Genomic DNA, 24334 nt, shown 5'->3' on the forward strand with positions numbered 1-24334 from the left:
TGGACACCCACCAAAGTAGAAGCTTAAAGCGTCAAGTCAATTGACACAACACAGGCAGAATGATCAAAATACTGGAGTCAAAGATAAAAATCCATGACTCTTCCGCGCAGCACGCAAATCTCTCTCGATGCGACACCCTATTATCACTGTGTCTCCCGCTGTGTGCGTAGAGCGTTCCTTTGCGGTAGGGATGCTAATCCGAAAAAGACTATGAGCACCGACGCCGGTGGATTGAGGCCAGGATGCATAAGCTGGCCTCAATCTTTGCTCTCGATATCGCTGCCTATGCGGTAATGAGTAATCACACCCATATTGTGCTCTATATCGATACCTACACAGCAAACTCATGGTCCACTATCGAGATAATTGAACGCTGGCAACAACTTTTCAAAGGTTCTGCGCTAAGCAAACGTTATCTTCGCGGTGAAGCCCTGGATGCCGTCGAGCTGGAAAAACTTCAGGAGGTGACATCCCTTTGGCGCGAACGCCTGGTCGATATCAGCTGGTTTATGCGCTGCCTGAACGAGTCCATCGCCCGCCAGGCCAATGCCGAGGACAGCTGCACCGGTCGTTTCTGGGAAGGGCTTTTCAAGTCTCAGGCCTTGCTGGATGAAAGAGCCCTTGCCGCCTGCCTGGCTTACGTGGACCTCAACCCTATCCGTGCTAGTATCGCTAATCCGATTACACTTCGATCCAGCAACGCATCCACACAGCCATCTCAGGCCAGCAGCCCAAAAGCCTACTGCCGCTGGTGGGCGGAGAGCGCCGGGATATGCCTAAAGGCTTGCCTTTTCAGCTGGATCACTATTTAGAGCTGGTAGACTGGAGTGGCCGGCAGCTGCACCCTAAAAAGCGCGGCGCTATTCCCGAAAACATCCCACCTATTTTAAATCGGCTGGGTATTTCGCCAAAACACTGGCTCTACCTAAACCGCAATTTTGAAAGCCGCTTTAAACGCTTGGTGGGCTCGGCGGAAGCGGTACGCCAGGTCTGTGCGCAGCAAAATAAACGCTGGGTACACGGGCTGCCCGATTGCCAGCGCTTTCTTTGCCCCGCCCCCTGCTAGATTACAGAAATCCGCTTATCAGCTGCCCCTAGATTCCATCGCTCCCGACTCTACACCCCACCTGATTCCCTATGGACTCCCAAAATGATCTTTTAACGCCAAATTGCCATCTATTTTGAGACAGATATACCGGCTACCAAGTGGTGGCGAAAAAGTTCTTGTCTAGCTTCCGACTCTCCATTCTTTGGATGTTCTTTGGATGTCCTGGATTAATTTCTCTGGATTAATTTCTAATTCCTGGATTAATTTGAGGAATTATTCAGAGACTCACTAGATTCAATGAACTGCTATACGCACGAGATATACAACTTGGATATAGGAAGATTCTCATCATCAATTAATGCACATTCCAGATTTCAGAGCCCACATATCAATAAAATATTGATAGCTATTTACATACCATCAACTCAGATTTTTATTGAGCGCAGAAAGTACTACTCGGGTTGTGGCTGAAACCTCTTGTTTAGCACAATAGCCATATCTTTTGACAAGTTCGAGATAGACGGCAATAGATAAAGGAAAGAGGAAATAATAAACACAAATCCAGCAATAGACCACGCAATAGAAATACTAAAATAGTGAGCTGTATACCCTGCCACTAAAGCCCCTGCCGTCGCACCCCCTTGTGCAATTAAAGATTTCACCGATAGCATTGTTGATCTTCTAGATTCTGGAATTTTCTCGTGAAACATTGCCGATCCTGGAGCCATCGAAATCCCAACAACAACATGCAATAGTAAATATACAACTATAAAACCATACAAATCACTTTGAATTGCAAATATAAAAAATAGTAGTCCTGTACAGAACTCAAGCACCAATAGCATATTCGAATAATTATTTTTAAAAACTCTTGACAAGGGAATGGAGCATCCCTGCCCTACCGCCATACAAACATAATTTAACGCAAATAGAATACCAAACAACCAAAGACTTTCCTTGCTGTCGACTAAAGTAGAAAGCATTGGCTGCCAAAGTTGCTCTAAACTAATGAACGCGACCCCGCTTATGAAGTCAATTAATAAAAGTGGTTTAAAGACTGGATTCTCAACAATCACATCAAAAGCACTCTTAATGGTACTGTGAACCTCGCGGAAAAAATTCGAACCAACTGGCTCCCCCATAGAATCTGATTCACCAACAAAATAGAAAGTACAAAGCATATGTATTAATATTAAAGGAACAAGAAAGACAAAACCCACCTCATAAAACCCTATAAAATCGTAGCTATCACTTACAAATGAAAACCATACTGGGATAAGTCCTGAAAATACTGCCCCAACAGCTAAGCCAATCATCTGGAAAATATTTACTGAAGCTTGGGCTTCCATCAAGTTTGTTTCACCATCTCTAGAAACCACTTTAAACTGCTCAACAAAAAGTGCATCAATAGTTCCAGAGAAAAGAGCTATAGACAATCCATTAAGAATCATAAATACAATCAATTCCGCAAAGCTAGACGACCACCAAAAACCTATCACTACAAACAGTAGAACCAGCTCGCCAGCTATAAAGGTCTTTTTTCTCCCGTATCTATCAGCAAGCGCTCCAAACGGGACCTCTAAAGCAACAGTGGATATTGTTGCTACTGCCAACAATATACCCATTTCATGAAGCTCGATTCCTTTACTCATAAACAACAAGAATATAATCGGAGCAATCATCCCACTTATAGCTGATATTCCAGCCTGAACAAGACCAAACTTAATTATTAAAGCATGTACCGACCTGCTCATCTTTATCACCATTCCTGGTTGAAACGCCGCCATCGCATAGCAATAAATTATGGCTATGCCTAGCTAAAATTCATACTCTAACCTACTGTGATGGGTCAGCACGATTACATACAAGTACAATTACAACCTCACGAATCCATGTTAGGTATTAAGGGTTGCGATTAGATCAATTCACAAATGATATTCATAACTTTCTATTAGGATAGAAACTATTAACTCTTCACACCTAGGAAGTGAGGATTCCTAAAATACAACTCACGAGATGTTAAAGATCAATTTGCCCCTTGTGATTCAATACTCCAACGCTCACAGTATCAACTTGAATATCTGAAGAGGGTGAGTAATTCGAAAATTTTTAACAAAATTCCCATATGTCATTCGCCTCCAGTTGTAGAAGTAAATAATTAGCCGCATATATAAAGATTAAACTCTAGTCGGGCTGTGCGTTTTCACAAAATAAAGTAAAGCTTGTTTTGCTTCGCTACGAGTAGTAAGTGCCATTAATCAGGGAAAATTCTACTGGTAGCACTACCACCTTTCCCGGTCCAGAAAAAGGCAGCGATGAGCTGAAGGAATTGTAATAATGTGAGGAATGAACGACTTAAATTAGGTCTTAGGTACCTCGCTTGGCCTAGGCAAAGCGATATACCAAAGCAAGGCAACCTGAGAGTATATTGGAGTTAACTTGTAAGCCTTTAAGGCAAAGCCAGAGCGGATAAAACCTTAAGAATGATGGTTTTATCCACTACTTAACCCCTGTAAATGAGTCCTAAATCAATGTAAGTTATCCATCTCTTCTTTCATTCTCTTACCTATCGCTAAATGCGCCGCTGGATCAAAATGGTAATAACCTGAGAGATCATCCGTTTCATGAGCCTCAACATTGTAGATGTTGTCTGCAACAGACTGTTGGGCAGACTGGATAGCTCCACTGGCATCACCATAGTGGCTTTTAGCAATAACAATGGGCAAGTCATAATCATTTAGCGCTTCCCGTAGGCCATTCACCAGACAGGTCAAATTCGCCTCATAGTTGTTTTCATTTACAGTTTGCCCTCCATCATTCCAACCCTGAAACCAGATAAAACTATCGATTTCAATCGACTTATTTTCATACTGCGGAAAGTAACCAGCCAAAACTTCAGGGTCGCTCAGGGCCTCAATCTTCTCCAACATCGCAGTGTAAAGAGATTCCTGACTTTCCTCATCTTGGGTCCACTCATTAGCGGCGGAGTCATGGCAGCCAGGGACCTTCCAGTCAACTCTCAGGTCAGTACCACCCTGAACCACTTTTAAAAGTAACAGATCGTTCTCAGTCTCTTCACCGAGGTAGTGCCCTAAAGTGAGCTCTGGTCCATAGCGGTTAGTTGACACGCCGTAATTGGGGAACAATTCACCATGGCGCTCAGAGAAGGAGAGAGAACCGGTATCATTCAATGAACCCTGATACTGCAGTACAGTAATATCGTCTCGTGCACCTTCAAGAGCTGCGTCCAGGTGACCATCAGTATAAATCTCAGCTACCTCCATAGCAGTACTCATTTGCATCCAGGCATCGTAGTTGTACCCATAGGAGCCATCGCTAGAGGAGAAGTAATATCTACTGATGGTGGCAAAGAGTCGGTCAGTCAGATCAAAGTTACGGCTATCACAGGTTTCACCTGTATGGGAGTCGAGACTGCCTGCACGGCAGAGGAATTGCCCGAGCTTCTGCACCACAGGATCTTCGTTATCATCGCTAAGTCTCTGGTTATAATCGGCTAGCGAATCACTATTATTGATAAACTGCTCTGTTATCTGGTCATCACTAATCGCCGTAGAACCACAGTCGACATCGCCGTAGGTGTAATCTGCATTGGCATGGCAAATCAGCTCTTGCAAGCGATCTAACCGGGTGTTGTTGCCTTCCATATTGGACTGGCCTGCCATAACCACAACTTTTACAACATCCTCATCTGAAGTATCACCCACTGGATCGGTATTTACGTCGCCACCAGATGGATAGATAGCAAAATCATAATCATAAAACTCAAAACCCCTGAAGGTGTCAGGAGTTGTGACTACGAGAGCATAGAGTTCATGATTGGCAGGTACCGGTACTACGGTACTTGAATCTTCCCCGGAGCTATCAATATCAAATGGATAATAACTACGAGAGCCGGTAGATGGGTTGTAAACCACTGCACGACCACGGAAGTCCGCATGAGCTGGGTTATTTTCAGCATCAACCCTAACCGCAACGGTGTAGTTACTGTCTTCAGTAATACCTTCTACCTTAAAGGCATTAAAAGCCCAAGAGCCTGGTACAAAACCGGTATCCATATCAGTCCAGCTGTTACCCGTCCCTTCCTGGTCAAATGTTTGAGTGTACTTATTATCGTGGGTGCTGGCATCAGGGTGCTCACTCAACATCCGACTCAAAGAGGCTGCCTCCGACACCTGGTAGGCCTCACTCTCAACCATATCCCAGGTCGTGATTTGTGCGGCAAAATCTGCAAACAGGGCCTTCATATCGTGCCCTTGTGCTGTTAGATAGGCATCCGCTGCTTCCAGGTCGTTGAGCCCATCCCTGGAGTCACGGAATACACCTCCCATCAGATCCTTACTCACAGCATAATTAGTCAGCCAAGACCAGAAAATATATGCACCGTACTGATGCCCGCCTTTAAAGTCATAACCATATTGGTGATCGACGGGAGAGTCTTGAATGGCCCAAAGGGTAATATGCGGGTGGAGGGTGTAGTAACCCAGCAAGCTGTCTTTAACGCCCGGGATATTGTGATCCGCGCCCCAGCTTGCGGAGGATTCCAGGGTGTACTTACCACTGGACTCACCTGTGACCCTGTTTAGCTTACCCTGATAGGAGTGGAAGTTCTCATGCATCCAGTGCTGGGCATTAGACTGCGTAAGCGGATTATCCTCCAGGGTGTAATTCTTAACGAACGTATTACTGATTGAGTCATTGAGTTCTAAATCACGGGTGGAACCTTCATCACTGAAGTAAGTGCAAAGCTCGCCTTTTCCATACATGCCGGCTTCAAAGATATTCCTCTCCCATACCCGCTCTTGAGCCACAATATAATGCTCAAAATTAGCCATGGTTTTGTCGGTATCATCCGACCACCATTGGCACTGGTACGTTGAACAAAGATAGTTGTTGTAACCATCATAGGGGCTGGTAGCAATCATGGATTCATTGCACTTACTGCCACCCAGGTCCATGACTTCATCGTATGTCAGCACACGCTCATAGAGTCGCGCATCCCAGATTTTTCCCGCAAAGGGCCCAAATTGCAGCATGTCGCCCAAGTAAGGATAGCTATCACCATCAACAGATATCGAAGTAGAAGCCTCACCGTTTACGTACACGGTTAGCGTGCCATTGTCGACCGTAACTGCGACATGATTACAGCTACGGGTTTTTAAAGTACTTTCTGCGTTAGAAAACTGCTGGCTGTCTTGGCCTCCCAATTGCCCTACAACAACATCATCACTGATACCTATATAAAAGCTGCCGGAGTTATTATCACCATTAGGATCGGCAATTGATCTCACCATCACTTCATCGCCTTCAGTACTATCCGGGATGAACTTAAAAGACAAGCTAAAATGCGCGAGGCCATCTTTCTCAGGAAGAGCCACCGTCATGTCTGCATTATTAAAGTCGTTGCGACTGACAAACATTGTGCGCCCTTCTACATCTGGATCCGAAGATGCACTTTCTGTTAGTGCAGTACCCTCAACAATCACAGAATTTCCACCCGCTACATCACGGAATTCCAAGTGAGACGGAACATGCACCAGAAGGCTATCAGCTGGTCCATCCAGGAAATCGCTGGCACAATCATTTGCCGCAACTTCAATAGTAACTGTGGCAATATTACTAGCACCACTACTATCTGACGCTAGATATGAGAAGCTATCAGTACCCGTAAAGTCTGTTGCAGGGAGGTACTCCCAACGACGCCCACTTCCTGCTAAAGTGCCATGCGCCGGCTCCGACTGAATAGAATATTCTAGAGAATCCAGATCTTCATCATACGCAGCAAGAAATATAGATTTTGCAAGTCGGCCGTGTGCGGCCATCTGTACCAACTGATCATTGGCAATGGGCAGCGTGTTAGAATCATCACCTTCATCCGGGGTATCTACCACTCCCCCACCCGAATTTCCACCGCCTGAATTTCCACCGCCAGTGTTCTCTTGCGGTGTCGTCTCATCGTTACTACTACCCCCGCCACCACAGCCAAAAAGTAGTGCGCTTAATAATAATACGAGGGGGGCCTTAAATGCCTTTTCGGAGCGATTTGTTTTGCTGATACGTATAAACATTACTTGTCATTTAGAAATACTGAAATTAACAAACGAAGCTTATCCGTATCTCCTCGGGGGTACCGTGAACCAGTTCTTTGATTGAGTCACCCTGACTTAAAATTAAAGCTACCACTAAAACTTATTGACTTACTTAACTTTTCCACGACGGCTCTTTTTGACTACCAAGACTTACAAATCTATTGGCTATTTATAGAACATAGAAAATTATCAGTCTTCTCTCCAGGCTTGATAACTAGCTATGTAACGAAAGCAAGGCGTTATAAGTGCACTTAACTTAGCTTTCCCTTGAATTAGCTTCCCATGCTCATTCATCAAGCAATTAAGGCATACCTTGAGTACTTCAATACCTACCAGGACACTGGAACCTAAGCTTGCTGCCAATGTTGGAAATATATTTGATACCAGAAAGAGTACGACAAGACAGGTTAGGCGGTTAACCAAGTCGCACTTAAAAAAAGCTTCTTTATCTCTCAGGTTTTGCAAACCATATCACAGTATTATAAACAAGGCTCTTGCAGTAAATCGTTTACAAGGCTTTGGGCATAACCTCTCTAGTTATTCACAACACAGCCTAGTCAATTAAAAGTAAGAAGGTATAAATTTTGCTTAACCAATACAGGAAAAAGACACAACCCCAGCTTCAAAAGATTGAAAATATAATTATGCTCTTTTCACTCGCAATCAAAAAGTAATTATTGATCACATGGATAGAGGTGAGTGCCCACAAAAATTAATACTCCTATTTTTGCACAATACGAAACCCTAACCCCTTACAAAGAAAAGGCGAGCCAATTTTCTACATTTTGTAGGAAACGATCCGCACCGAAAAAAGAAAATTTATTCGCAATAATCATCAACTTGACTACATTGTAGCTCCTACAAAAAGCCCAATTTTATATAAGAACACCTTTATGTCTAGCAGAGAAGATTCTCATCAAATTAGAATCTGTAATGCTCAGAAATGATAATTGCTACTCTCATAAATGTTAGCGATCACTACAAAATTAGTTGAAAAGACTTGCGAGCCCTTTTTGAAAAGCAAGACATAGCTGATCAGTTTATTATTTTGTTTTATGGGGAAGCTTTGAGACTCATATAGGAGGCAATAGCCGGCTCTATTCTCGAGCACTAGACACAGATATAATCCAGGGATTCACAGACAGCTTGCCCGCCAATTTCAGCGCCCGTGTAGCTTACTCAATGATTTAAATCGCTAATTTAGCTAGTACAAATACCGCCCGGTGACGTTAACTATCGAGCATCCTTAATCAAAATTATCCGCGGCTTGTCTCGAGTGCCACCCACTCCAGGCACTCGCGAATTGTTTTCAGCTATTACTCTGTAAGAAGCCCTCTGAATACTGCGCTTCTGACTGCATACTCCATAGAAGCGCTAATGCCATCTGTCACCATTTGGCTGCTAAAGATGGCGGCAATGGGCACCCTCTACTAACGCATTGCGCCAACCTGTCTAAGGGGCGCTAGTAAATGGCCATCCCAAAAGAAGGCCAATTATTTGGTTGCAAATGAAACCCTCGCCCTATTCTTGATGGCAAAGTAGGATAGGTACTCCGCCTGCAGGTGCAGCGCGGCACTAAGGAATAGAGAAACCAGAAGACGCCATGACCACACAGCAGTTCGACGACTTAAATGTTGTCTCCCAGGAAGTACTGATCAGCCCGGAGACGCTGAAAGCAGAACTCCCCATTAGCGATGCCGCCGAGGCGACTGTCGCTGGAGGACGCGCCGCCGTGCGCGACATCCTAGATCGCAAAGACCACCGCCTGATGGTGGTAATCGGGCCATGCTCCGTTCACGATGTGAACGCCGCAATGGATTATGCCAAGCGCTTGAAGGCGATTGCGGACAAGGTTTCCGATACCCTGCTAATTGTAATGCGCGTCTATTTTGAGAAGCCCCGCACCACTGTTGGCTGGAAGGGCTTGATCAACGACCCTCACTTGAACGACTCCTTCAAGATTGAGGAGGGGCTGCATATTGGCCGCAAGCTGCTATTAGATGTTGCCGAGCTAGGGCTGCCTACAGCAACAGAAGCACTAGACCCAATCTCCCCTCAGTACCTGCAGGACCTAATTTCATGGTCTGCCATTGGCGCGCGAACCACAGAGTCACAGACTCACCGGGAAATGGCAAGCGGCCTATCCTCTGCCGTGGGCTTCAAGAATGGTACCGATGGTGGCCTGGAGGTGGCTATCAATGCCCTTCAATCGGTCGCCAACCCCCATCGTTTCCTCGGCATCAATAAGCACGGTCAAGTTGCGATTATCCACACCGCAGGCAACCCATACGGTCACGTTGTACTTCGCGGGGGCAATGACAAGCCAAATTACGATTCAGTGAGTGTTGCAATGTGCGAGCAGGAGCTGCGTAAGTCCAATATCGTGCCAAACATTATGGTCGACTGCAGTCATGCCAACTCCAATAAAAACCACGAATTACAGCCCCTGGTGGTCGACAATGTGACTCACCAAATCCTCGATGGCAATCAGTCGATTATTGGCATTATGGTGGAAAGTAACCTGAAAGCCGGCAACCAGAAAATTCTGCCAAACCTGAGCGATATGGAGTATGGCGTTTCGGTAACCGATAAATGTATCGATTGGGAAACTACTGAGTCCCTGCTGTTAGGCATGGCCGAACAGCTGCGCGAAGCCCTTAAAGCACGCTCCTCTTAGATCTCCCCCTGGAGAGGCCCATAACGGGCCTCTTTCCTACCGAAAAGATATCCGCCACAGCTTGATCTCCCTACAAATTACGCTATCCACTTGATAAAGACCCTACAAAAAGAGTACTTTTGCCCTGCCGTAACAGATAGCTGTCGTATGCTTCCTTCAATCAGCTAAATAAAAATAAGCGGCCTACTAACTGAGGTTGAAATCTGGCACCTAATTTTACATTTATGGGAAATAGGAAAGCAGCACATATGGAACTGCAGTCCAACAAAGTACCAATCTATATCTTTGGTGGGTTTACTCTGACCTGGCTACTTGTCAGCCTAAGTTTTGCTCTCGATGGGGGCTCCACCATCTCCTGGCTGGCCACCGCTCTCTGCACTCTTCTCGCAGTAATCACATTCTCATTTCGGGCAACACATTACATTGATGGAGAATCAAAAAGCTATGTTTCCAAGAGACAAGCCCTCTGGCATAGCTGGACCGAGAGGCAATCGCTAGCGGCGTTCAAGGGGGTTAAGGTTGTCTCCTACTCACCCCATACCACAGACCGTAAAAGTAGCCACTCCAGCTGGCAGGTAATATTGGTCCCCCGCCAAAATAACGGTAGCAATAGTATCCAGGCGCAGGCCTTCCACTCCAAGAATGATGCACTGGCCTACGCGCATGAACTCGCGCTCTTTACCGCGCTCCCCCTACTGGACTAAAGAGCCAGTACTCTTAAGGCACAAGTGGGGATATAGCCCTTCTCACCCTAACCTCCTTTGTTAAAGCTGTTGCCACCCAACTCCGCAGGGGTGCACAAATCAACTCTACTCGACCCTCCAGTCGAGACACAAAAACAGAGGAGCCTCGAAATGGACCCAATTCAATGGGAAATGTCGAGTTCTACCATCGTTCGCAAGTTGGACGAGGATGCACACCAAGTAACCTTCCCTCCCCCTCATCTCGATAAGGTGAAACAAGGCGAGCTGCTGAAGTTTCACGCTCATATTAATGTCGAACAAATGCCTGAGGGGCATCACCTAAAAAAAGCCACCATATTTTCCAACGTTCCTAATGGTGGAACATGGGAGCTTATCTGTGATGAAGGCACAGCCGTCGGCGGTAGAGGCAGCGCTCCATCTCCAATTATGTACTTCTCTGCAGGGCTAGCCCTTTGCATGATGTCTCACATCGAAATGCTGGCTAAACTTGGCGGGATCAAATTAAAAAGTGTAAGGCTAGAGCAAAAAACTGAGTTCTCAACCACTTTGAATTTTGGGGGTATCAAACCGGAAGAAGTCTTTGGCAAGGGGGATAGAGTGGAAATACACTTGATTGTTGAAAGTGATGAGCCAGAAGAAAAACTTGTAAAATTTATGCATTGTTGCCGACAGGCCTGTATGTCACTTCAAACCGTTTCCAGTGCTACACCCGTTGATACCCAGCTCTTTATCAATAGTAAATCGATTGAGTTCAATTAAATACCCTGGAATGGCCTCACAGGCGAAGAGGCCATACCCTATTAGCGCTTGTTACTAATCGTTTTCTACATCCTCAATCCGGGCTTTAGATAGGGCAGAAGCGACAAGACCTGTCGGAATTGCAACCACCCCCAAACCAATCAAAAGCACAAAGAAAGTAAATATTCTCCCACCGAGAGTAACTGGATACATGTCACCATAACCCACAGTGGTTAAGGTTGTAACTGCCCACCACAAACTGTGAAAGATAGATTTAAATTGTTCCGGCTGAGCAGCGCTCTCAAAATAATAGATACCTACAGATGACAAATAAAGCAAGATCAGAGCTGTTACTCCAAACAATACCAGCTCCTCTTTAACCATACGAAATGCACGGCTAAATCGAGCAACTGCCTTACTGTAGCGCAACAGCTTTAAAACCCTAAACACTTGAAATAAGCGAACAATTCTAAGCGCCCTTAAATCCATTCCTGAAGCTATATAAAATGGCAAGAACGCCATAAGATCAATCAAACCATAAAAACTGAAGATAAAGCCCATTCTATTTCTCGCCGCGTACACGCGACATATATATTCCAAAGTAAACACAATCACTGAGAACAATTCGAAGTGATCCAATACAGCTCTCTGTTCTGGTGTTAAATCAGGGATAGTACCCACAGAAAAAGAAATTAGCGATACAACTATCAGACACTGAATAAATATGGAAAAAAATCGCCCCTCTTTGCTCTCATAATTATCAACCAGCTTTCTAATACCCTGCTCCACACAATCACCCAGCTCGTATCATATTGAATATATACCGTATTTTAACACCACCTACTAATGTACATACATGTTTGGCTTTATCATTTTGTAAGTTATAAGCGATACACCAAACAATAAAAATCATGATTAGATAGGCAATTTGCTTAATGGAGCTGAAACATACCAATACCAAAAAGTCGGTCTAAACACTCTATTTCAGCTCCCAACAACGACCTCAAATGCTCTTTTTTATACAGGCATACTTACAAAAATATCCCCAAAAAAGCCATCCAATGTACAGTATTTAGAACATCAAATGGCTCTTCCTTTGTATCTTTGTCAATAAAACTTTTACGCACTACGCCAGTATTACGAATTACTGGTTTACCCGACTCAAAGACCAGTGCTTTTGGTACATACAAAGTGCTATCCACCAAGTACACCTTACCCTGGAACTTGGAAGCCAATTCTTCCTGATGGCTATGACCTACCACAATATAGCTTACGTCAAAGTGCTCCATAGTAGCATTAACTAACTGCTGATCGGCCTCCGGATATTGATCCATCGCATAGGCATAGCCACGATATTGCGTTGGAGAGTGTGGCCCAACTAACAGGCTATTATCTATCTTGACCCCTGTTAAATAGGCTCTATGGGCATCATTAAATTCGCTGGTGCTCAGCCCCTGCTTGAGCACCTGAGGGCTTATACCTCCATGGGTAAAAAGTACTGATCCAAGCTTCAGTATTACATCTTTACTCCTTAGCCAAGCTCCTAAAACTGTATCTTCTGCCAAAGCTTGATCATATGGCCTCAACTGCTCTATAGCCCATAAGTGTTCAGCCTCTACAGATTTAATTCTATAAGTAAATGCATACTGTTCATGATTTCCTAGTAGAAGATGTACAGCTCCACCACTATTGGCCGCTTGCTCCTCAAGATGATAGATAAACCAGAGCAAATCATAAACATATCGCCCCCGATCAAAGACATCACCTACAATCACTAATTGGCCTGAGCCATAAGTCCATTTTCCATTGGCATCAATAATACCCAGGTTTCTCGCCCAATTTTTAAAGAAGTCTAGATCTCCTTCCAAGTCACTCACCACAGCAATAGGGCTTACCCCATCATAGGGGACAAACTCAACCTCACCACCCCTCAAAGAATAAGTTCTTTGATCGCCCCCACATTCCAATACAATTTCCTTAGAAAGGAACCTCTGCTCTTTAACTTTATCGTCACAGAACCACCGTGAAATATAACCATCTGTGCTTTGAATGATCACCGGCCCCTGCATCCTTTCTAGAAGCGGGTTTTCAGCAACTCTACTCAAGTCGGCACGCCATCTAATAGCCGAATCACCAATAGGAATCTTAATCCCTTGAAAGACTTGTCCTGTAGTTTTAATAACCTTACTACCACTTAGCAGGTAGGTTATACCTGCTGCCCCAAAAATAAATATGATGAAAAATAAGGTGATAGCTCGCTTAACAACCGTTCTGACCACAAAAAATCCCTTTAACATAACCTGAATCAATTCGAACATTATCAAGACAAAGATTTTCTGAGTCAAAATCATTCAAATCATGGCAAAATTTAACCTGTACCCCAGTACAAATTAATTCAATAGAAACTCTCTATCAACCAAATACAAATCGAGTAAATTTGAAAAGAAAAATACGGTGAAAACAGCCAAAAATATGCGGTATTATGCCAAGCATAAATGAAATGGAGTTCAAAGCTATGCCGCTGCAAGATCAACTAAATTCTCGTAATGCTTTGAGAGAACTGAAAGCTGACCCGCAAACTGCACTACAAAATTATCGGTTGCAAGTCGGCCTCCAACCTGGACATCAAACGCAGCTGGCTCGAGTTCCATTCTCACTCAACTTGGGAAATATCAATATCGGCCCAGGTGCACCAAATAACGACAGTAGAATCTATATTCAGGCTCTCACAACCCCAACGCGGGGACACAGTTCTGTGAATCGGTATACCGCACTATTACGGCCCAATATGGCAAATGCGGATTTTTGGGTAACCGAGCGTCAAACTGGCTGTAGCTTAATCATTCTTGACTGGGGTGGTGGTCAGCTCTCTATGGGACACTTGCAGCCCCATCCCTTTAATAGTTACAACCAGGTAAATCAAACTATTATCAATAATACACCTCTCAGTGTATTTGCCAGCGCACAGAGCAGCTATTTACGAACTGATGTCACTCAGCTGATCGATGCCTCTAAAGTTGGCGGCTTGGCCCCTAATCGTTATATTTTGATTCAATCAAACTTTGCGGCCATTAATCTGCAAAATAAAAACGTAATAGGTGTTAAGGAAACGGGCCAATGGAACTTTTATATGCAAACCAATGGTGTGAATAGAACTGTACAGCGGCTCGTATGGACCGACTGGAGTTCCTACCTACCCTATTTTGCCTACTAATAATCAGGTTTCTAAAAAGGCCAGATTGGTTGAATAGAGTATCAATCTGGCCAGCAGAAGGTCGCATATAGCATGTACGGAAAAGGATACCTGTTTGGTATTGATGCTGCGCTTGTCTTATGGCTACTGCTTAGATATGTCGACAAGCGCTACTACCAAGAGAAAAGAGAATTAAAAAGAAAGAAGCTTCAGGAAATTCAAAAGAACAAAAGAGATGATACGTAAAACCCTGCCATATTTGCTTTTAAGGCTGGATTAAATCCCTCTGCAAGCCCTCAACCAATGCCTGCCAAACTACCTCTACCGCTTTACTTCTTATAGACCTTCCCAAGCACACTAGATGGATCGGTTGCAACTCAGGGCTTCTCCATTGCTGAAAGATAGATATCAACTTGCCCTCCGCTAATTCCCTGCGCACCAGAAGAGGATCAATCATAACTATACCTTGGCCCATTGTAGCTAATTCAACTAATGTACGGCCATCATCGACCACCATCGCCGGATCAATGGCAATGGTCATTATTTCGTTACCATCGTTAGAAAAGTGCCAGTGGTCAATGGTTGTTGTTTGGTTACTAAACACTAAGCATTGATGCTGGCTTAAATCATCTGGAGAATTAGGCTCCCCCCAACTCGCCAAATAATCCGGGCTGGCAAACCACCCCCAACGCTTTTCACCTATTCGGCGCGCTACCAATGAAGAGTCCGGCAAGTGTCCCGTGCGAATGGCAATATCAACGCCTTCATCCAGTAAGTTCACAACCCTATCGCTTAAGTTCACTTGAAAAGTAATTTTTGGGTAGCGTTGCTTTAGTAGTGGTATGGATGGCAATAAGTACCGCTGCCCCATTAAGGTAGAGCAACTTATCTTAACTCTACCAACAGCTTCATCCTGTTGGGAGAGGATCAGGTGTTCGGTATTGCTCATTAGCTGAGCCATAGTCTCCGTTGCTTCCAACAAAGCAGCACCGGCATCCGTAAGGCGCAATTGCCGCGTACTTCTGTGCAATAGACGCTGATCAACAAACCCCTCCAGCTGTGCCAGCTTCTTGCTGACTGATGAGCGAGGTAAGCCCAGCTGATTAGCAGCCCCCTGAAAACTGCCTTGCTCAATGACCAACCGGAAGACGTACAAATGTCCCAAGTATTGATGTAGATGCTGCATTCTGCCTCATTGCTTCCAAATTAGAACCAAAGTGTTGCCCTAACGGTGCCTTATTGATACCAGTCTAACAACATATCCTCCTAAGCCTAATCTTGGCAACTGCCATTCATTGCACCATTACAATCGCAAGAGAGGATCTATGGGACACCAGCAGAGAACAAAAACCATCGCAATCACTGGTGGCACTGCCGGTATTGGACTCGCAACAGCTAAGCACTTTTTATCCGAGGGCTGGCAAGTCATCATCACGGGCCGAAACGCTGAAAAACTGGAACAAACAGCCGAGGATATCGCGGGCCTCTTTGGGAGTAGCGGCCAACTGACATGCCACCTATGTGATAGTGGAAAACTCGACCAAATTGAGCAACTGGGAAACAAATTACAAAACGATGAGGTTAAACTGGATGCCCTTATCTTGAATGCCGGTATTTTCAAGCCTGGGATATTTGAGGAAACCGATGAAGCCCTCTTCGATCACACTTTTGATATCAATGTGAAGGGGCCTTTTTTCACGCTGCAAAAATTACTACCGGTGATGAATAACCCCTCCAGCGTGGTTTTGCTTTCGAGTATTGCCGTAGAGAAAACTTTTTCGGGAACTTCCGCTTATAGTGCGAGTAAGTCTGCCATTGAAGGTTATGCCCAGGTCCTGAATGCGGAGTTAGCGGTGAGGGGAATTCGTATAAATAGCGTACGCCCCGGAATCACCCTGACCGAAATCCAGGAAAAAGCCGGCATGAGCCAATCAGACATTCAAAGTCTCTCAGAGAGTATGGTGGTAACGCCACTGGGCCGGGCGCTTGAGGTAGATGACATAGTGCCAGCAATCCACTACCTGGCCACAGATCACTCAGTCGGTATGCGAAATGCACACCTGAAGGTTGATGGGGGCTACTGCCTCTAACCGGCTTGAAAGTGCACAAGTGGGGGCCAAGCCCTCCACTTGTGCGAATGAGTACCTTTTGCCGAAGCTTTCTTGTAGTTCACCCCGGCACTCTTAAACACGGGAAATAAGCTACACTGCAAGCTCCAATGCAGCGCGATTACAATATGTAGCCCGCACAATCTCGCGGACCTCTACAGAAACCATCTCCACATCGGGTACGGCTGCACACAGTGCCTTGGCTAGTAAATGAGCCAAGTTTTGTCGCTGCTCAATACTTCTACCAGAAAGCAGACTGCATTCCAGGTGTACAAACGGTGCTGGTTCAGGTCCAACCAAATAGTGCTCGACAGGTAACAAACGAACTTTAATATCCCCCGACTCAAAGAGTGCAGACTGATCTGCAGCGGCATGGATAGAAGTTAGTAAGCTATCAACATCTACCGACTCAAGTAGGTTAGAAGGACACTGGATAACACAGTGAGGCATAAATACTCCCAGGTGAATTTTGAAAGAAAAGCTACATGACCGGAGCGGGTAGTGTATCCGCTGGCAGTAAGCGATTAATGCTCCAATTCAAGATATGGGACACCCAAAGTCCGTCGTCATCCACATAGATCCCATGTACAAAGCCAAATTGCTTTTGTCCCCGCCCAGGCTGGCCCTGATAGCGCATTTTGAGATCACCAGACAGGTCGTACTGTCGCACTTCCTCGGCCCGCGCATCTGTCATCCACAAAGCATCACCTTTGAGAAAGAGGACATAGGGGTAACCTATTCCACGCCATTGAGTTAAATATTTACCCTGTGAATCAAAGATCTGTAGCCTGCGGTTTTCACGATCGGCAATATATAACTGCCCCTCAGAATCAATCACAATGGAGTGAGGGAAATTAAACTCTCCAGGGGCCTCCCCCTGACCACCCCAGGTGGTTACCAAAAGGCCATTCTTATCCAGCTTTACAATGCGACTGTTGCCTTTATCCACCACATAGATAAATCCATTTCTATCCACTGCCACATCTTGGGGCTGATCGAACAGCACCAAGTTGTAGTCGCGATCAAACCAGCCTTCACTGGCTGCACCTCGCTTCCCCAATACCATGGCTACTTCGCCATCAGGTGCAAATTTCAATACCAGGTGCGTGGCAGTATCGGTAGTCCAAATATTGCCCTTATGGTCTATACGAAGACCATGCGGATTTTCAAACAGTCCCGCACCGATTTCGCGAACAAAGCGCCGCTTTCCATCGAACTCCAACAGCGAATGAGACCCTCGGTGAAACACAACAAAGTGGCCATTCTCCCTGCGGACCACCCCCGCAACCTCCCCAAAGTGCCAACCCACTGGCAACTTAAAATCACCCCCCTTGACGTGAAATGGCTGGCTGTTTGGCAGTGCCTCGGCCAGCGTAAAGGCGCTGGGAACCAAAATCAGGCATAGCAATACAATCACTCTCATCAGAAACCCTTCTTAACTTGTCGATCTGCCAAGATATTGTGACTTTTTCCTATAAATGCGTTAATAGCATAATTTTGATATTCACTTTTTCCTGCCAGGAAATTATTGGAGGTTCCTTTGGACCGCTTCCACTTAATTCAGGTGTTCACTACGGTGGCGCGATTGGGGTCATTTACCCGTGCCGCCCGGGAATTGGGGTCCACGGTGTCCGCTGTGAGCAAGGCCATCCAACAGCTTGAGCAGCGACTGGGTACTCGGCTAATTCACCGTACTACCCGATCCCAAAGCCTTACGGATGCGGGGCGGGACTACCTGGAAACCACAGAGCGCGTCCTTAATGATCTTAGGGAAGTGGAAGAGCGCCTAACCAGCTCCAAGGGGCAGCCCTCTGGATTGTTGCGGATTACCGCCCCAACGGCTCTGGGGCAGTTCTGGCTGGCACCTAGGCTCCCGAAGTTTACAACTGAGCACCCAGATATCCGTTTGGATCTGATTCTGGATGATCAGCTTCGGGATCTTACCGGTGAAGGGTTTGACCTGGCATTGCGCTCCCAACCTGCGCAGCCCCAGTCAACGCTCTACTCTCATCAAATCGGCCGGCACGATCGGCTCCTGGTAGCATCTCCTGAGTACCTGGCAAGGATTAAGTCTTTTTCCTCCCCCGACCAACTCAATAAATTCCAACTACTGTGTTACAAGTACAGCCGCGATCCACTTTCCTGGACTTTTCAAAAGGGGCAGGAATCGATCACGATTGCCCCCAAGCCCTACTTTTCCAGTAATAACTACTATTCCCTCTACCAAGCAGCCCTGTCTGGCGCCGGTATAGCTTGCCTCTACGATTATTTGGTAGAGCGGGATATGACGGCGGGTAACTTGGTTCAGGTTTTGCCGGATTGGCAGCAATCAAGCAGGCCACTTTTTGCGGTGTATCAGCAGAGAAGGGCCGCCTCCGCCAAGCTGGATGCCTTTTGGAGGTTTCTGGAGGAATGTTTTGAGAACAACGCCTGCTGACACTCCTGTAGCATAGGCGTTTGTGTATTTAGTTGGCGCTGGGGGGGCGAACCATCTCATTGGCAAGTACAGGGACCCCGCTGTAGGTAGTTTGCAGCTCCCTGGTCACCACAAAACCATATTTGCGATACAGGTTTTTCACCGGGTCGTTGGTTTTGGCAACCTGCAGGTGTACAGCGCCACTGATTTCCCCTAACAGGTACTCCAGCAACTCCCGCCCTACCCCCTGACCTCTAAACGAAGGATGCACAAACAGTGCACGAATCTCATTCTTATATCGCGCGCCATAGCCAAGAACATCACCTTTTTCGTACACATAAATATCCGACTCCATCAGCTGGGCCAAACGTTTTTGATCTTTATCCAGCGGCAGCAGATTGAAACTCCGGCTTTCAAACCGTAGCTCATCGAGTTTTGAACGGGCATATATATCCAGCACACTTGGATAGTCATTTTTATTGTATTTTCTAATCATTTTGAGAGTGAATCTGTACAAAAGAAGGCAAGTTCAAATTTATCTTCCTGATTATCAATTGAAGTAAAGGGGACAACAAGGACTATTCGCTACTTATTCCGTGACGTACATGAAACATTCGACTACTTAAACCAACTCCGAAACCCTATATTGGATACTCGTACAAGTGCGCTAATTAAGAATTGATGAATAATTCTTCCCGGAGCTCAAAGTATTACCACTGCTTTCTCTTTATCTTCCTTCTTCTACTAATCATTCCAGCTGCTTTTTCACTTCAACAATCAAGATTATTTAAGTCGTAGAAGCGGCGATATCTTCAGGTAATCGATCTAGCGGCTCCTGAATTCGCTCAGTTAAGCCAAAGTCCTTAAGAATGCCATAAAGGGCTGGCAGGACTAACAGAATCAAAACGGTTGAACTACTTATCCCAAATACAATACTGGTCACCAGTGGAATCAGTATCTGGGCTTGAAGGCTGGTTTCGAACATCAATGGCAACAATCCGGCCACTGTTGTCAGTGAGGTAAGGAAAATAGCCCTGAACCGGTCGCGACTGGCTTGACTCGCCGCCGAGTGAACGTCCATTCCCTTTCGGACACGAAGCTTCACAAACTCTACTAACAGGATTGAATCATTCACCACAATTCCAGTGAGAGAGACAAATCCCATCATGCTGGGCATCGTCATATTCTGCCCCATAATAATATGTCCCCAGACTACACCTATTAAAGCCAGGGGAATCGCCATCATCACAATTACAGGTTCGGTATAACTACGAAATTGAAGCGAGAGTAGTAAATAGATTCCTATTGCCCCGATCAACAAGGCCTTACCCATCGATAGACCTGTAATGAGACTATTCTCAATCTCTCCTTTCATGGTTACCCTTAGGCCCGGAAATTCCTGCTCCAATGGTGCAAAAAAGTTCTGTTGGGTATCCAGCAGAATTTCACTGGCATTGGCCCTCTCTGTAAAAACATCTGCAAAGACCGTAACAACACGCTCACCATTTATTCTCTGGATACGCGCATAGTCCCGGTGCATTTCAATATCGGCAATTGCCATCAAAGGTACACGCTGCCTTGTTTCAGGGTGGATAATGACAAGCTCGTCAAATCGTGACAGCGCACTGCGAGATGGCTCATCCATTCGAACACGAATTTCGTAAGTCTCTCCCTGATACTGCACTTCATCAATCTCTGTGCCCTGATAGGCAGCTCTCAGTTGAGTGGCCACAACAGTGGCATCAATACCAGAAGCATAAACCCCCTCCCGCATTCGGACCGTCAGCTGTGGCTTACCAGGACGCAGGTCATCCAGTACATTCACCACTCCTTCGTAACTGCGCAGCCAGTTTTGTAGACGTATAGATATTCCTTTTAGCTGATCAATATCCAGCCCGGCCAAGCGAAGGTAAATAGCTCGTCCAGCTGGACCAGGCGATGGCTCCTTATACAAAATCGCGATCGCACCAGGGATATCACCAGCAGCCTTACTCCAGGCCTGACGTAACTCACTGATACTTGTAAGGCGAACTTCTGCAGCCAGTAGATCGACATTTATTGTGGCTACATGAGATCCACTCTCAAAAGCATCGCCATTCACCCCGTAAGTAACACTAATGTGCTCGATAAGTGGCGCTACCTCTTTCCCTGAGAGGTTTTCAGCAGTTAAATACAGGGCCTTCTTCTGATACGCCACCAGTTTTTCCATTTCTACGAGGGAGGTTCCTTGAGGCATTAGAATTCGGGCCTGTAGTAAATCTCCCTCCAATGTAGGAAACCCTTGGAATTTAACTAAACCTGCTGGAAGAAGACTCACCGTAACAAAAAATAGCCCCACTACGCCGCCGACAAAAGCATATCGGTATTCCACCGCTTTATCAGCGACACGCCCGACATACTCTCTCCACAACTCAAATCGCTGAGCAAAAGCGACTTTCCAGGCTGATGGGTTTTCCTTGCACGAAAGGGCATGACGCAAATGGGCGGGGAGAATAAGAAAGGCTTCAATCAGGCTAACCACTAGTACAGAGATTAAAACAACTGGCAAAACTTTGAGGACCTGCCCCATGTCCCCTTTGATAAAAGCTAATCCAGAAAAAACGATCACGGTAGTGACAAATGAGGAGATAACCCCCCTTGCAACACGCTTGGTTCCGATAACCACCGCCTGAAGAGGTGTACGGCCATCTCGGTATTCGGTGGCGATACTTTCCGAAAGCACAATGGCATCATCCATCAAGATGCCAATTGCAATCAGCAGCCCCACCAAGCTGATCATATTGATGGATATACCCAAAGCAGTAATCACAGCAAAGGCGCCGAGAAATGAAACGGGCAGGCCCATAACCACCCAAAACACATATCGCCCGCTAAAAAACAAATAAAGGGTCAGCGCAACAAGAATAAGCCCTTGCCAGGCGTTGGTAATAATCATCCTTAAACGATCAGCAACAATTGAGGCGCTATCCTGAGTAAGAATCAACCGCATTTCTTCCGGCAAACGGGCATTTTCCGCTTGTACAAATTCGCGAACCGCTTCCAACACCCTCAAACTGTCATCCACACTGTTTTTCTGAACAACAAGCAATGCGGCTCGCTGCCCATCAAAAGTGATTTTGTCCTCCTCCTTTTCAAAACTGTCGTAGATAGTGGCAATATCGCCCAAGCGCACCTCTGCGCCAGCCATCCCTTTTACAACAATAAGTGCTTCAAGCTCAGCTGCGGTGCGCCGCTTTTCGGTAAAACGAACCTGATACTCCCGATCAGGTGCAGTTACCTTACCGGCGGGCATATCAATTGCCTGCTTATCGATAATTGTGGCAAGATCGGCAACACTCAGTCCATACTGTCGCAAATTGTAATCTGAAATTTCCACTTGCAATTGATGGTCTGAAAAACCGGAAATTTTGACAATGGGCACCAGCGGATGACGAAGTAACTCTCGGCGATAGTGCTCGGCCAATTGGTTGAGCTGGATCAAAGGCAAATCTGCGCTTAGGGCAACACTCACCACCGGCTGGGTGCGTCCCAGCTCTTCTATGACTGGCCTTTCGCTCTCAGCAGGAAGGGAGTCTATCGCATCTACTGCAGATTCAATGTCGGCAAGAAACTGCCCCATATCACCTGCTTCCTGCATTTTCAGTTTCATCACGCCAAGATTGTCTGCAGCTTCACAACGGCGCTCATCAATAAATGGGATGCCATCCGTTGCCTCTTCGAGGGGGAGGCAGATACTGTCTTCGACCTCAGCGGTAGCTGCACCAGGATAAAATACTGAGACTTGTACTTCGAACTTGTCGATTTCCGGCATAGTCTCTCGCTTCATCGTCGGCAATACGAAAAAGCCAGCCAGCATTAAACCCACCATAAGCAAATTGGCAGCAGTTGGGTGGATCGCAAAAAAGCGAATCACTCGCCAACTTCCTCTGCTGCCACGGCCAGGTCTGAAACTCCCTTTTTGACATCGATGACAGATACTGCCGTCCCGCTGATTGCTGGGATAACATCAGTAGTTATCACCTGATCTCCAGGCACCAAGCCAGAGCGGATAACAGCTAGATCACCCAGGTAGTAGTCCACCGTTATGGTGCGAATCTTCAATTGATTATTTTCAGCCAAGTAGACCCGCCCTTCATGCATGGCTCTGCGAGGGATAACCAAAGCTGGCGAAGGAGGTGCAACAAGCTTAATCCGGGCATACATACCACGAAATAGGGGCGGCCGACCCTCGGCTACTATATTTCGATAAGGGTTATCCACTGCAACCACTACGGATAGAGTTCTGCTTGTGGTATCCATGGTACCTCCAACTCTCACTACCCTGCCCCGCCATTCCACCGGTTTAATACCACCTACCAGTCCAACCCTGGCCTCCAATCCCAATAAGGCATCTGAGAAGTCGTCAGGCGAGAGAGTTTGATCACTGGGAGATTCAATACTCCGAAAAAGAGGCACTATTTGAGCCATCGTCAGCTCGGCTGAAACCTCCACCTGATCCATACCATAAGCGACAAAAAGCGGTGTCCCATGGGCAACAGACTGGCCAGCCTCCACATAGACATCACCGATCCGCACGTTATAGGGCAGGCTTATCCGGGTTCGCGATAACTGGTAACGACTTTCACCAAGCAGCGCTTCAGCACGACTTATCTGGGCCTTTATCACCTGCCTACGAGTGGGAAATAGGGAGAGATTACCCTTTTGAAGTTCAACTTCTTGTCGCAAATTCAATACCCGTTGCTCCTCCGCATCAGCCGCTGAGCGAGAAACAATCCCCTTAACCGCCAACTGCTCTTTTCGCTGTAATTCCTGTTCCCCTAATTCCAGTGTCCTCTGAGCTATTTCCAACGAACGCTGGCTATTCGCCTTTTCAACCTCCAGTTCTTGCAATTTTGCGCGATAAACAGCCAAGTCACTCTCCGCTTGAGCAACGGCCAATTGATAGCTGGTTTCGTCAATATTTAGGATTGGTGCCCCGGCAGATATTATTGCGCCAGGTTCCAAATCAGCCGACACTGAAACCACACGACCACCAACTTCAGAGTTTGCCTCAAGGGTAATGCTCGGCATCACCTCTCCAAAAGCAACAGTTTCAGCTCGAATAGGCATTCGCTTCACTTCGATAGCTTCCACCAGCAGCTCCGGAACTTGCCCTTCGTATCTTTGTGGTTTCTGTCGACTGGCCACCAGCGACACAGCCATTAAAATTCCACCAAGTATCAAAACGGGTAGCATTCGACGACGCTTTAGTAAGGCTTTGATTGCGCTACTTGTCATAGTTTTACCCATAAAGAACTGGCCTAACCAGACCTTAAAAAGCCTAGTGCCACTAAAACCCAGCAG

General features: G+C 46.1%; 18 protein-coding genes. 8 read left to right on the forward strand and 10 right to left on the reverse strand.

Going from position 1 to position 24334, the window contains the following annotated elements:
- The first annotated feature begins 242 nt into the window (after positions 1–242).
- Complete coding sequence (locus ACJJIL_RS11755; RefSeq protein WP_444897541.1) at positions 243–812, forward strand: nitrogen fixation protein NifB; 570 nt, start codon at positions 243–245, stop codon at positions 810–812.
- Positions 773–1066 carry a hypothetical protein gene (locus ACJJIL_RS11760; RefSeq protein WP_444897542.1) on the forward strand — a complete coding sequence of 98 codons (294 nt, stop codon included), beginning with the start codon at positions 773–775 and terminating at the stop codon, positions 1064–1066. Before ACJJIL_RS11755 ends, ACJJIL_RS11760 begins: the two co-directional genes overlap by 40 nt.
- A 434-nt stretch (positions 1067–1500) precedes the next feature.
- Here the strand turns inward: ACJJIL_RS11760 and ACJJIL_RS11765 are convergent, their stop codons facing one another.
- Positions 1501–2802, reverse strand: a complete 1302-nt coding sequence (locus tag ACJJIL_RS11765) for an MFS transporter (protein ID WP_444897543.1) — start codon at positions 2800–2802, stop codon at positions 1501–1503.
- A gap of 774 nt (positions 2803–3576) precedes the next feature.
- Positions 3577–7134 carry a sialate O-acetylesterase gene (locus tag ACJJIL_RS11770; RefSeq protein WP_445359781.1) on the reverse strand — a complete coding sequence of 1186 codons (3558 nt, stop codon included), beginning with the start codon at positions 7132–7134 and terminating at the stop codon, positions 3577–3579.
- A 1624-nt stretch (positions 7135–8758) separates the two neighbouring features.
- On the opposite strand from ACJJIL_RS11770, the gene ACJJIL_RS11775 reads away from it, so the two are divergent.
- From ACJJIL_RS11775 to ACJJIL_RS11785, 3 genes are all read left to right on the forward strand, one after another.
- Positions 8759–9832 carry a 3-deoxy-7-phosphoheptulonate synthase gene (locus ACJJIL_RS11775; RefSeq protein ID WP_445358206.1) on the forward strand — a complete coding sequence of 358 codons (1074 nt, stop codon included), beginning with the start codon at positions 8759–8761 and terminating at the stop codon, positions 9830–9832.
- A gap of 248 nt (positions 9833–10080) precedes the next feature.
- Positions 10081–10536, forward strand: a complete 456-nt coding sequence (locus ACJJIL_RS11780) for a hypothetical protein (RefSeq protein ID WP_444957471.1) — start codon at positions 10081–10083, stop codon at positions 10534–10536.
- Positions 10537–10686: 150 nt separating this feature from the next.
- Positions 10687–11295, forward strand: coding sequence for an OsmC-related (seleno)protein (locus tag ACJJIL_RS11785; RefSeq protein ID WP_444957470.1), 609 nt, complete (start codon positions 10687–10689; stop codon positions 11293–11295).
- Between the two features lie 54 nt (positions 11296–11349).
- On the opposite strand, the gene ACJJIL_RS11790 is transcribed toward ACJJIL_RS11785, so the two are convergent.
- Together ACJJIL_RS11790 and ACJJIL_RS11795 are read right to left on the reverse strand one after the other, a co-directional pair.
- On the reverse strand, positions 11350–12063 hold the full coding sequence (locus ACJJIL_RS11790; RefSeq protein ID WP_445359782.1) for an ion transporter: 714 nt from the start codon (positions 12061–12063) through the stop codon (positions 11350–11352).
- Positions 12064–12305: 242 nt separating this feature from the next.
- Positions 12306–13553: a metallophosphoesterase gene (locus ACJJIL_RS11795; RefSeq protein WP_445359783.1), complete on the reverse strand. Its 1248-nt coding sequence runs from the start codon at positions 13551–13553 to the stop codon at positions 12306–12308.
- Between the two features lie 236 nt (positions 13554–13789).
- On the opposite strand from ACJJIL_RS11795, the gene ACJJIL_RS11800 reads away from it, so the two are divergent.
- Complete coding sequence (locus ACJJIL_RS11800) at positions 13790–14488, forward strand: hypothetical protein (protein WP_445359784.1); 699 nt, start codon at positions 13790–13792, stop codon at positions 14486–14488.
- 244 nt (positions 14489–14732) lie between these two features.
- On the opposite strand, the gene ACJJIL_RS11805 is transcribed toward ACJJIL_RS11800, so the two are convergent.
- Positions 14733–15653, reverse strand: coding sequence for a LysR family transcriptional regulator (locus ACJJIL_RS11805; RefSeq protein ID WP_444957466.1), 921 nt, complete (start codon positions 15651–15653; stop codon positions 14733–14735).
- Positions 15654–15792: 139 nt separating this feature from the next.
- Here ACJJIL_RS11805 and ACJJIL_RS11810 point away from each other — a divergent pair, with 139 nt between their 5' ends.
- Complete coding sequence (locus tag ACJJIL_RS11810) at positions 15793–16557, forward strand: SDR family NAD(P)-dependent oxidoreductase (RefSeq protein WP_444897551.1); 765 nt, start codon at positions 15793–15795, stop codon at positions 16555–16557.
- A 111-nt stretch (positions 16558–16668) separates the two neighbouring features.
- Here ACJJIL_RS11810 and ACJJIL_RS11815 read toward each other — a convergent pair whose 3' ends face one another.
- Both ACJJIL_RS11815 and ACJJIL_RS11820 read right to left on the reverse strand, forming a co-directional pair.
- On the reverse strand, positions 16669–17025 hold the full coding sequence (locus ACJJIL_RS11815) for a 5-carboxymethyl-2-hydroxymuconate Delta-isomerase (RefSeq protein ID WP_444913566.1): 357 nt from the start codon (positions 17023–17025) through the stop codon (positions 16669–16671).
- Positions 17026–17056: 31 nt separating this feature from the next.
- Positions 17057–17998 carry a peptidyl-alpha-hydroxyglycine alpha-amidating lyase family protein gene (locus ACJJIL_RS11820; RefSeq protein WP_444913565.1) on the reverse strand — a complete coding sequence of 314 codons (942 nt, stop codon included), beginning with the start codon at positions 17996–17998 and terminating at the stop codon, positions 17057–17059.
- A gap of 117 nt (positions 17999–18115) precedes the next feature.
- Here ACJJIL_RS11820 and ACJJIL_RS11825 point away from each other — a divergent pair, with 117 nt between their 5' ends.
- Positions 18116–19012 carry a LysR family transcriptional regulator gene (locus ACJJIL_RS11825; RefSeq protein ID WP_282933124.1) on the forward strand — a complete coding sequence of 299 codons (897 nt, stop codon included), beginning with the start codon at positions 18116–18118 and terminating at the stop codon, positions 19010–19012.
- Between the two features lie 28 nt (positions 19013–19040).
- On the opposite strand, the gene ACJJIL_RS11830 is transcribed toward ACJJIL_RS11825, so the two are convergent.
- The 3 genes from ACJJIL_RS11830 to ACJJIL_RS11840 form a co-directional block, all read right to left on the reverse strand.
- Positions 19041–19487, reverse strand: a complete 447-nt coding sequence (locus ACJJIL_RS11830; protein WP_445354410.1) for a GNAT family N-acetyltransferase — start codon at positions 19485–19487, stop codon at positions 19041–19043.
- Positions 19488–19778: 291 nt separating this feature from the next.
- Positions 19779–22904, reverse strand: coding sequence for an efflux RND transporter permease subunit (locus tag ACJJIL_RS11835; RefSeq protein ID WP_445359785.1), 3126 nt, complete (start codon positions 22902–22904; stop codon positions 19779–19781).
- Positions 22901–24268 (reverse strand): efflux RND transporter periplasmic adaptor subunit, encoded by a 1368-nt coding sequence (locus tag ACJJIL_RS11840; RefSeq protein ID WP_445359786.1) that lies wholly within the window; start codon positions 24266–24268, stop codon positions 22901–22903. Before ACJJIL_RS11840 ends, ACJJIL_RS11835 begins: the two co-directional genes overlap by 4 nt.
- Positions 24269–24334 lie beyond the last annotated feature (66 nt).

Source organism: Microbulbifer maximicatervae (SeqCode) (assembly GCF_052468095.1).

Bases quoted from the DNA above. Each gene is read 5' to 3' on its own strand.
- ACJJIL_RS11755 (WP_444897541.1), top strand. From the start codon at position 243: ATGCATAAGCTGGCCTCAATCTTTGCTCTCGATATCGCTGCCTATGCG.
- ACJJIL_RS11760 (WP_444897542.1), top strand. From the start codon at position 773: ATGCCTAAAGGCTTGCCTTTTCAGCTGGATCACTATTTAGAGCTGGTA.
- ACJJIL_RS11765 (WP_444897543.1), bottom strand. From the start codon at position 2,802: ATGAGCAGGTCGGTACATGCTTTAATAATTAAGTTTGGTCTTGTTCAG.
- ACJJIL_RS11770 (WP_445359781.1), bottom strand. From the start codon at position 7,134: ATGTTTATACGTATCAGCAAAACAAATCGCTCCGAAAAGGCATTTAAG.
- ACJJIL_RS11775 (WP_445358206.1), top strand. From the start codon at position 8,759: ATGACCACACAGCAGTTCGACGACTTAAATGTTGTCTCCCAGGAAGTA.
- ACJJIL_RS11780 (WP_444957471.1), top strand. From the start codon at position 10,081: ATGGAACTGCAGTCCAACAAAGTACCAATCTATATCTTTGGTGGGTTT.
- ACJJIL_RS11785 (WP_444957470.1), top strand. From the start codon at position 10,687: ATGGACCCAATTCAATGGGAAATGTCGAGTTCTACCATCGTTCGCAAG.
- ACJJIL_RS11800 (WP_445359784.1), top strand. From the start codon at position 13,790: ATGCCGCTGCAAGATCAACTAAATTCTCGTAATGCTTTGAGAGAACTG.
- ACJJIL_RS11805 (WP_444957466.1), bottom strand. From the start codon at position 15,653: ATGCAGCATCTACATCAATACTTGGGACATTTGTACGTCTTCCGGTTG.
- ACJJIL_RS11810 (WP_444897551.1), top strand. From the start codon at position 15,793: ATGGGACACCAGCAGAGAACAAAAACCATCGCAATCACTGGTGGCACT.
- ACJJIL_RS11815 (WP_444913566.1), bottom strand. From the start codon at position 17,025: ATGCCTCACTGTGTTATCCAGTGTCCTTCTAACCTACTTGAGTCGGTA.
- ACJJIL_RS11820 (WP_444913565.1), bottom strand. From the start codon at position 17,998: ATGAGAGTGATTGTATTGCTATGCCTGATTTTGGTTCCCAGCGCCTTT.
- ACJJIL_RS11830 (WP_445354410.1), bottom strand. From the start codon at position 19,487: ATGATTAGAAAATACAATAAAAATGACTATCCAAGTGTGCTGGATATA.
- ACJJIL_RS11840 (WP_445359786.1), bottom strand. From the start codon at position 24,268: ATGACAAGTAGCGCAATCAAAGCCTTACTAAAGCGTCGTCGAATGCTA.